This window comes from Acinetobacter sp. CY05, assembly GCF_059515805.1.
Map to the genome: position 1 here is coordinate 1 of NZ_JCAKMW010000043.1, position 8,618 is coordinate 8,618.

The window sequence follows — 8,618 nt, forward strand, 5'->3', positions numbered from 1 at the left end:
TACAACACCCAAACAGTTGGTGTGGTAGTCAAAATCACTACAAACAACTTGATTTAGTTAACGTTAACGAACAAAATAGACGACTCAGATATACCTGTTAATAACTCATTTGACGAAAGTTAGGCATCTGTAAGACCTGATAAGTAAGCATCCAAGTTGTGCTGGCGACAATAGCAAGAGTGAACCACCTGATCCCTTCCCGAACTCAGAAGTGAAACCTCTTAGCGCTGATGGTAGTGTGGGGTTACCCATGTGAGAGTAAGTCATCGCCAGCTCATTATTCTAAAAATCCTCCGATCAATGATCGGGGGATTTTTTTCGTGTTGAATTTTGCTCAAAATTTCCGACGAAATACACTGAATTTAGAAATTTTTAGGTCCTTTGGTCTTATATCCATATTTGATTCCCATAAATTAATGTTTTATATAAATTAATAAAATTAATTGATTACTAATTTATTCAGTATTTAGTTTACAACAGACCTTTTTTTAGTTTTTTTGACCATATAAATGCCTATTTATACCTAAAATGCATAATTAAATACCCTAAGGGTTGTGGACAAAGCATCATATCCTGTCATTCTTATCCAATGAAAAAATGAATGATTGTTCATTTTATTCGAATAAAAAATAAAAAAATCTCACAATTGGAGGTGAGGATAAATGACAGCGCAAACAATGAATGTCAATGCTGTAGTTGATAAGGCAAAATTTAAACCCTTTCATATGACAGTGGTACTTTGGTGCTTATTTGTTGTACTTTTTGATGGTTATGATTTAGCAATTAATGGTGTGGTCTTACCTTTGCTGATGCAAGAGTGGGGTATGACTGCAGTTCAAGCAGGTATGTTGGCAAGTACAGCACTTGCGGGCATGATGTTTGGTGCCATGTTGTTTGGCATGTTGGCAGACAAAATTGGTCGTAAAAAAGTTATTTTAATTTGTGTGACTTTATTTAGTGGTTTTACTTTCTTAGGTGGTTTCGCAGAAAATCCAACCCAATTTGGTGTATTACGTTTTATTGCTGGTCTTGGAATTGGTGGTGTATTACCTAATTTAGTGGCATTAACCTCTGAATATGCGCCGCAAAAATTACGTAGCACTCTAGTGACTGCTATGTTTAGTGGTTATGCAATGGGCGGTATTATGGCTGCTTTGCTTGGCGCTTGGTTAACTCCAACGGTAGGCTGGCAAATCATGTTTTGGATTGCAGGTATTCCTTTATTAGTTTTACCTTTATTAATTAAGTTTTTACCAGAATCTTTAACTTTTTTAGTTAAGCAGCAAAAGATTGAAAAAGCCCAAAGTATTGTTCAGAAATTAGCACCAGAAGAAAAAGTAACTCCAGATACGGTATTGGTTCTGAATGAAGTGAAAGTGCCAGATGCATCTATTTCGGCTTTATTTAAGCAAGGCCGTGCAGGTGGTACGGTTCTGTTTTGGACCGCATTTTTTATGTGTTTATTGATGGTATATGCTTTAGGCAGTTGGCTACCAAAATTGATGATGGCAGCGGGTTACTCGCTCGGTAGCAGTTTAACATTCCTGTTGGCATTAAATATTGGCGCAGTGATCGGTACTGCAGGTGGTGGTGTGCTAGCCGATCGTTTCCACCTTAAACCTGTGATTATTAGTATGTTGTTGGTTGGTGCTTTGGCTCTAGTGGGTTTAGGTTTTAATTCACCACAGCCGGTCATTTATTTACTGGTCGCGCTCGCAGGTGCAGCCTCAATTGGTTGTAGTATTTTACTGTACAGTTATGTTGCACAGTATTATCCGCTTGCAGTACGTTCAACTGGTTTAGGTTGGGCATCAGGGATTGGGCGATTAGGTGCCATTGTAGGTCCAATTTTTATTGGTTTCTTATTAGGTTTAGCCTTACCACATAAAATCAATTTCTTAGCGGTTGCGATTCCTGCCATTATCGCAGTCATTGCGGTGGCATTAATTCGTCCAGTGAAAGTTGTAGATGAATCTGTGCTTGAAGCAAATCCAGTTCAGCCAATTAAACAAACGACTTAATTTAAAATAAAAAAAGCCTCCTTTGGGAGGCTTTTTTTTATGGCTGTTTTGGCTCGAGTTTAGCTATAATTAATAATTATATGGAATGCTAAAAACGCATACAAAAACTATTTTTAATGTTTAGCTTATTTTGTATTAGATAAAAATAGTTATATTTTGAACAATTAAGCCATAGATGAACATAAATCTCGCAACTTTGCTGCAGAAATCTAAGTAAAGCGTATTAAAAATCGGTATTGTGGTTCTATCAAAGGAAAAAAATCATGGCGAGTTTTATAAAAACCAATCTGATTTTTTTCTGTTTGCAAATTAGAGCCTAGCGCCCAAAAGGTGTCAATCTAGCTTCAAACACAACAAGATTAATATTGAAATGGAGTTTTTTTAGCTGCGATTAATCCAATAACAACTGCTAAAAAAATGACGAAGGTTTAGGTGTTCTATGACAGATAATCGCGAGAATTGGTCAGCCCGCTCTGGCTTTATTATTGCTGCAATTGGCTCCGCAGTGGGTTTGGGAAATATTTGGCGTTTTCCTTATGTAGCTTATGAAAATGGCGGTGGTGCTTTTTTAATCCCTTATTTAGTTGCAATTTTTGCAGCAGGTCTTCCATTACTATTTCTAGACTATGCAGTTGGACATAAGTTTCGTAAAGCACCACCTACTGCTTATAAAAAGCTTATGAAAGCTGAATCACTTGGATGGTGGCAAGTGATGGTGACTTTGGTGATTGGTATTTACTACGCCAGTGTATTGTCTTGGGCGGGCAGTTATATGTTCTACTCGTTTGGACAAAAATGGGGCACAGATACGCAAGCATTCTTCTTTAATACGTATCTACAAAATGGTGAAGGTTTAGCCCTTGGCTTTGTACCCACATTATTTTGGGGCTTAGTCATTGTCTGGTTGGCTGTAATGCTGATTTTGTACGGCGGGGTACGTCGTGGTGTCGAGTTGGCCAATAAAATCTTTATGCCACTTTTGGTAATTTTATTTTCTATCTTAGTGATTCAAGCGGTACGTTTGCCTGGTGCAATGGATGGTCTAAATGCCTTCTTTACCCCAAATTGGGAAGCAATGGCCAACTATAAAGTATGGCTCGCAGCATTTGGCCATATTTTCTTCTCGTTATCGGTTGGTTTCGGGATCATGTTGACCTATGCATCGTATTTAAAGAAAAAGACCAATTTAACTGGCTCGGGTGTTGTAGTGGCTTTGGCTAACTCATCCTTTGAAATTTTGGCAGGTATTGGTGTATTTGCCGCACTTGGCTTTATGGCATTTAGCTCAGGTGCTCAAGTAGAAGATGTGGTCTCAGGTGGTATTGGTTTAGCCTTTATTGCTTTCCCTAAAATTATTTCAAGCTTAGGTGCTGGCGGCGACTTATTTGGTTTCTTATTCTTTGCTTCGCTGACTGTGGCAGGGATTACTTCTATGGTGAGTATTTTACAAGTACCAATTGCTGCTTTCCAAGATAAGCTGGGTTGGTCACATAAAAAGTCAGTAACGATTATTGCTGGTAGTTCAGCCATTGTATCTACTCTAATGTTCTCAACGCATAGTGCGATTACCTTCGTTGATATTATTGACTACTTTGCCAATAACATTGGTATTGTGGGTGGTGGTTTACTTTCTATTATTTTGGTGTCTTGGTTGCATCGTCCATTAATGAAACAACTTGAAGTGCATATTAATCAATATTCAAGTATTAAGTTGGGTGCGAGTTGGAACTTTATGTTGACCATCGTAACGCCAATTTCATTATTGATTGCATTAGGCTTAACTATAAAATCTATTATGCAAGAAGGTTATGGCGGTTATGCATCTGAAATTTTATGGATTGTTGGTGGTGGTACATTGGCCTTCTTTATTTTAGGTGCGATTTTATTTAGCTTAATGAAAGATCGTCATAGTGAGGAGAAATAATATGAATACATCGGCACTGATGATGATGATAATCTCAATGAGCTTACTATGGGGCGGCTTAATTTTAGCTACGATTCATTTGATTAAAAATCCTGATGAAGCTGAAGATTAGACATCCACAATAAAAGCATTGTTTTTGTAAATAATAGTCATTATCATTTGTTTGATAATGACTATTTTTTTGGGTGGCTTCTTCGCATGTCCACAGTTTTAAATATAGAGGTACTGAGCGCATTTTTAGTCACGCTAATGGCGGGGTTAGCCACCGTTGTTGGTGGGATTTTAGTGATTTTTTTTAATCGACCTAGCTATCGGTTTTTATCTTTTGGTTTAGCTTTCTCAGCAGGTGCAATGGTCTATGTTGCACTGACTGAAATTTTAAACAAATCTATAGACTCCTTTAGTCAGCAATATGATGAAAATTTAGGTTTTGCCTTTGGCACACTCGCTTTTTTATTGGGTGTGATTTTAGTATTGTTGCTGGATCATCTGATTCCAAATCCACATCAAGTGGTGGAAAAAAGTCATCTAGATGCAGGCTTACAACAGCAATTGCTGCGCACAGGTTTAATGACTTTATTTGCGATTAGTGCACATAACTTACCTGAGGGTTTAGCTACTTTTTTTGCAACATTAGAAAGTCCAACTTTGGGCGCACCACTTGCAGTCGCAATTGCGATTCATAATATTCCTGAAGGTGTCGCCATTGCTTTGCCTGTCTATATGGCAACAGGGCGTAAAGACTACGCGATTTTAGCCAGCCTTGTTTCAGGTTTGGCTGAGCCTCTAGGTGCTGCATTGGGTTACTTTATTTTGGCGCCATTGATGGGACCTGTAGTGTATGGCATTATTTTTGGAGTGATTGGGGGAGTCATGGTGTATTTGGCTTTAGATGAGTTATTGCCCACCGCCAAACGTTATGCACAAGGTCATGAAACGGTGTATGGCTTAGTCACAGGTATGGCATCTCTTGCTATTAGTTTAGTTATTTTTCGCTTTGTCTAAAATAAAAAAAGGTGGCGAAAGCCACCTTTTTGCTTATGTTTGCTTATGCAGTTTTTTGCATTAGGCAGTAGAAGAAACCATCGCCATGCCCCACTTGTGGGAACAGTTGACGACCGTGAATTTGTTCTACACCCCAATTGGCATCAATTTTAACTTCTTGAGCATCAGCATGCGTACTAAAGAAATTTACCATCTGCTGTTCGTTTTCAGCTTTTAGAATGGAGCAGGTAATATAAAGTAGCGTACCGCCGACTTTAAGCTGCTGCCACATGTTTTCTAAAATCTGTTTTTGCAGTTCTACAGTTTGTTGAATATCGCTCGATTGACGCAGTAAACGAATATCAGGATGACGACGAATTACACCCACTGCAGTACATGGTGCATCAAGTACAATACAGTCAGCTAATTCAGGTGCTTGCCATTGAATAGCGTCAGCTGTAACCACTTCAACATGCTCACCAGCTAAGACCAAACGCTCTAAATTTTCTGAAAGACGTTTTAAACGTTTTTCGTCTTGGTCTAAAGCAATGAGTTTTTTGACATCAAAAGTTTCTAGGATGTGTGCCGTTTTACCACCTGGAGCTGCACAAGCATCAATGACAAACTGACCATCTAAGTTTGGCAATAATGTGGCACACAGCTGCGCATGTTCATCTTGTACAGAGAAACCACCTGCTTCAAAACCAGGTAAGCTTGGAATATGTAGGCTTTCGTCCATGACAATGCCCACCTCAGAAATTTCACAGCGATGTGCCGCAATCCCTTCATCTTCTAAGATATCAAGATATTCATCACGGCTCACCTGACGGGTGTTTACACGTAAAGTCAGGGGGGCAAGTTGTTTAAGCTGGTAACTGATTTCAGGGAGTTGCTCACCCCAATCTTTTTTCAAGCGCTTAGATAACCAACTTGGTAAACCTGGAGCTTGTTCGAGTACATCATAGAACTGTTCTGATTCACGGGTCGCACGACGTAAAATCGCATTTACCACGCCACTTAAACTTTCCATACCCAATTGTTTACATGCTTCTACGGTTTCTGAAATCGCAGCGTGGGCAGCAACACGGGTACATAAAAGTTGGTATAAACCAAGATAAAGACACGTCTCTACCACTTGATTTTCTAAAGGTTTAGAAAGGAGTGGTAGCGTCAGTTGCTTTAATGAGTGCCATTGACGTAAACAGCCCAATACCAATTCATGGTACAAGGCACGGTCTTTATCCGACACAATATTCATGTGTTGGGCAAGAACCGATTGTAATGATTGACCATTTTGGACAGCCAATAACGTTTTTACAACCTGAGCACGTAAGTTGAGGTTTTTACCTGAGGCGTGGGGAGATTGCTTCATTATAAAATTTGTCCAATATTCAATTTTTGGGTTTGCAGAACTTGTACTGCATTTAAGGCTTTAGCGCCCGGCCACTGTAATGAGGTTAGGATCACGACCTGACCATCACCACATGCCACGCTTACGCCGTGTTTGCTAATAGCAATGATTTCACCTGCTTGGGCTGTTACTTTCTGCTCAGAAAGTCTTGAGCTCCAAACACGTAAATTGTTTTGTTCATCTAAACGGATAAACGCCACTGGCCAAGGATTGAAGGCGCGAATGTTACGATCAATTTGTACAGCAGATTGTGACCAATCAATTTGTGCTTCAGTTTTACTCAATTTATGTGCATAGACAGTGAGCGTTTCATCCTGTATTTCGCGCTGTGCTAAATACTGTTGCAAAGTCGCTTCTGAGGCCAAAACAGCTACAATCGCTTCAGCACCTTGGACAGCCAGTTTATCATGAAGGGTAGCTGAGGTGTCATCTGCGAGAATAGGACAGAGGGTTTTAAACATCATATCGCCAGTATCTAAACCTGCGGCCATTTTCATGATGGTCACGCCAGTTTCTTGATCCCCTCTAGCAATGGCACGTTGAATGGGTGCAGCACCGCGCCAACGTGGTAAGAGTGAACCATGAATATTCAGGCAACCGTATTTAGGCGTGTCTAAGACCACTTGTGGCAAAATCAAGCCATATGCTGCCACTACCATTACATCAGCACCCAAGGCTTTGAGTTCAGCTTGTGCTGCTAAACCTTCTTCAGTTGAAGACTTAAAGTGCAATGGTTGATAGACAGGTAAGTCATGTTCTAAAGCCAACTGTTTGACTGCCGAAGCTGTTAATTTTTGTCCACGACCTGCTTTGCGGTCAGGTTGCGTATAGACCGCGACAATTTCATGTTCAGTTTTAAGTAATGCAGCTAATGCAGTTGCTGCAAATTCTGGTGTGCCCGCAAAGATAATTTTCAATTTAACAGCCCATACAGTGGTTTTGTAAATTATAGCAAACTGCCAAAATCCGAGTGGATTTTTATAGTGAATAAAACTACATGAGCTCGTTTCGCTGTTACATTCAAATACTGAGATCTTATGTATGTACTGTAAAAAATAGACTTTAAAAGATCTTTTGATTCTTTACGCCATGATCCTGATAAAAATCATTGGTTTGATTGCTTTATAAGTGACCTAAGTTCTTAACGTCATATAGGAAATGACAAAAATTTTGAGCTCTTATTTAAATATTTTGAGTTTTATGATTCAGGACAATATCGTGCACAAAAAAATCAATAGATTAATCAATTAAATGCTAAGCATAAAACCTCAAAAAAAAGATGAATTGGAAGTATTTAGAAGTTTTAGTTTTCTAAATATTAATGGATTAAGCTTATAATTTTCTATGTGAGAAATAATATTAGATCTCTTTCATAAATCAAAAAATGATCTACTTTTTGCTTCTTATTTGTACCGAAGAATTTCGAATATTCATGCATAATTTACGAATGAAATACATCGACTCAAAGAAGCTTTCTGAAACACAGTTTAAGCGATATACAGGCATCTCATGGTCAACCTTTTATGTAATGGTTGAGCAATTGCAGAAACATGTTCCAGAGAAAGGTAGACCTCCGAAATTGCGTATAGAGGATCAAATTCTTCTGTGCTTAAGTTATTGGCGTGAATATCGAACTTTGTTCCATGTCGCAACAAGTTATGGCGTGTCAGAGCCTACTGCTTCAAGAATCGTCCGCCAGGTAGAGGACTGCCTCATCAAGTCCAATCTATTTAATTTACCTAAGAGTTTGCCTGAAGGCAAAGGGATCGACTGGAATGTGGTGGTCGTAGATGCCACAGAAATCCCAATACAAAGACCTAAAAAAACAGAAGAAAAGCTATAGTGGCAAGAAGAAAGCACATACTTTCAAAGTTCAGGCCATTATCCATTATAGAACTCAGCAAGTTCTGAGTTTATGTACGAATCGTGGTGCTGTACATGATTTCGAACTCTTCAAACGCAACTTGAATCAGATTCCTGCAGGTGCCTTTATCCTTGCAGATAAAGGTTATCAAGGGATCTATACAGTATATCCAAATAGCTTATTGCCATTAAAAGCAAAAAAGCGCTGCAAACTAGATCTGGAGCTAAAATTTTACAATCAAGAAATTAATAAAAGAAGAATTGGGATTGAGCATGTATTTGGCCGTTTGAAAACCTTCAAAATCCTTGCCGAGCGTTATCGAAACCGAGGAAAAAGACTCGGATTAAGATTTAATTTGATCGCGGGCATCTACAATTTGGAGCTGAGTAAAAAATAACTTATGAAAGAAGTCTA

Annotated in this window: 8 protein-coding genes and 1 rRNA gene; 7 read left to right on the forward strand and 2 right to left on the reverse strand. The window is 38.9% G+C overall.

The features are described 5' to 3' along the window. Positions 1–160 precede the first annotated feature (160 nt). The 5 genes from rrf to zupT all read left to right on the forward strand — a co-directional run bounded on the left by rrf (position 161) and on the right by zupT (position 4,950). A 5S ribosomal RNA gene (gene rrf / locus AC5YCD_RS15390) occupies positions 161–275 on the forward strand. 387 nt (positions 276–662) lie between these two features. After that, positions 663–2,021 (forward strand): MFS transporter, encoded by a 1,359-nt coding sequence (locus tag AC5YCD_RS15395; protein WP_496130842.1) that lies wholly within the window; start codon positions 663–665, stop codon positions 2,019–2,021. 439 nt (positions 2,022–2,460) lie between these two features. Next, a complete protein-coding gene (locus AC5YCD_RS15400) occupies positions 2,461–3,945 on the forward strand; it encodes a sodium-dependent transporter (protein ID WP_496130843.1) in 1,485 nt (494 codons plus the stop codon). A gap of 1 nt (position 3,946) precedes the next feature. Continuing rightward, complete coding sequence (locus AC5YCD_RS15405) at positions 3,947–4,057, forward strand: methionine/alanine import family NSS transporter small subunit (RefSeq protein ID WP_496130844.1); 111 nt, start codon at positions 3,947–3,949, stop codon at positions 4,055–4,057. 86 nt (positions 4,058–4,143) lie between these two features. Continuing rightward, on the forward strand, positions 4,144–4,950 hold the full coding sequence (gene zupT, locus AC5YCD_RS15410; protein ID WP_496130845.1) for a zinc transporter ZupT: 807 nt from the start codon (positions 4,144–4,146) through the stop codon (positions 4,948–4,950). A 43-nt stretch (positions 4,951–4,993) separates the two neighbouring features. Here the strand turns inward: zupT and rsmB are convergent, their stop codons facing one another. Beyond that, positions 4,994–6,301, reverse strand: coding sequence for a 16S rRNA (cytosine(967)-C(5))-methyltransferase RsmB (gene rsmB, locus AC5YCD_RS15415; protein WP_496130846.1), 1,308 nt, complete (start codon positions 6,299–6,301; stop codon positions 4,994–4,996). Next, entirely contained in the window at positions 6,301–7,257 is a 957-nt protein-coding gene (fmt, locus tag AC5YCD_RS15420) for a methionyl-tRNA formyltransferase (protein WP_496130847.1), read from the reverse strand. The genes rsmB and fmt overlap by 1 nt, the downstream gene beginning before the upstream one ends. A 515-nt stretch (positions 7,258–7,772) precedes the next feature. Between fmt and AC5YCD_RS15425 the strand changes: the two genes are divergently transcribed. Both AC5YCD_RS15425 and AC5YCD_RS15430 read left to right on the forward strand, forming a co-directional pair. Next, positions 7,773–8,183 (forward strand): transposase family protein, encoded by a 411-nt coding sequence (locus AC5YCD_RS15425; protein ID WP_496129999.1) that lies wholly within the window; start codon positions 7,773–7,775, stop codon positions 8,181–8,183. Beyond that, positions 8,131–8,601, forward strand: coding sequence for a transposase family protein (locus AC5YCD_RS15430; protein ID WP_496130000.1), 471 nt, complete (start codon positions 8,131–8,133; stop codon positions 8,599–8,601). The genes AC5YCD_RS15425 and AC5YCD_RS15430 overlap by 53 nt, the downstream gene beginning before the upstream one ends. The last annotated feature ends 17 nt before the right edge of the window (positions 8,602–8,618 follow it).

Coding starts and splice junctions, on each gene's coding strand:
- AC5YCD_RS15425 (WP_496129999.1), top strand. CDS start 7,773: ATGCATAATTTACGAATGAAATACATCGACTCAAAGAAGCTTTCTGAA.
- AC5YCD_RS15430 (WP_496130000.1), top strand. CDS start 8,131: ATGCCACAGAAATCCCAATACAAAGACCTAAAAAAACAGAAGAAAAGC.
- AC5YCD_RS15405 (WP_496130844.1), top strand. CDS start 3,947: ATGAATACATCGGCACTGATGATGATGATAATCTCAATGAGCTTACTA.
- AC5YCD_RS15395 (WP_496130842.1), top strand. CDS start 663: ATGACAGCGCAAACAATGAATGTCAATGCTGTAGTTGATAAGGCAAAA.
- zupT (WP_496130845.1), top strand. CDS start 4,144: ATGTCCACAGTTTTAAATATAGAGGTACTGAGCGCATTTTTAGTCACG.
- AC5YCD_RS15400 (WP_496130843.1), top strand. CDS start 2,461: ATGACAGATAATCGCGAGAATTGGTCAGCCCGCTCTGGCTTTATTATT.
- rsmB (WP_496130846.1), bottom strand. CDS start 6,301: ATGAAGCAATCTCCCCACGCCTCAGGTAAAAACCTCAACTTACGTGCT.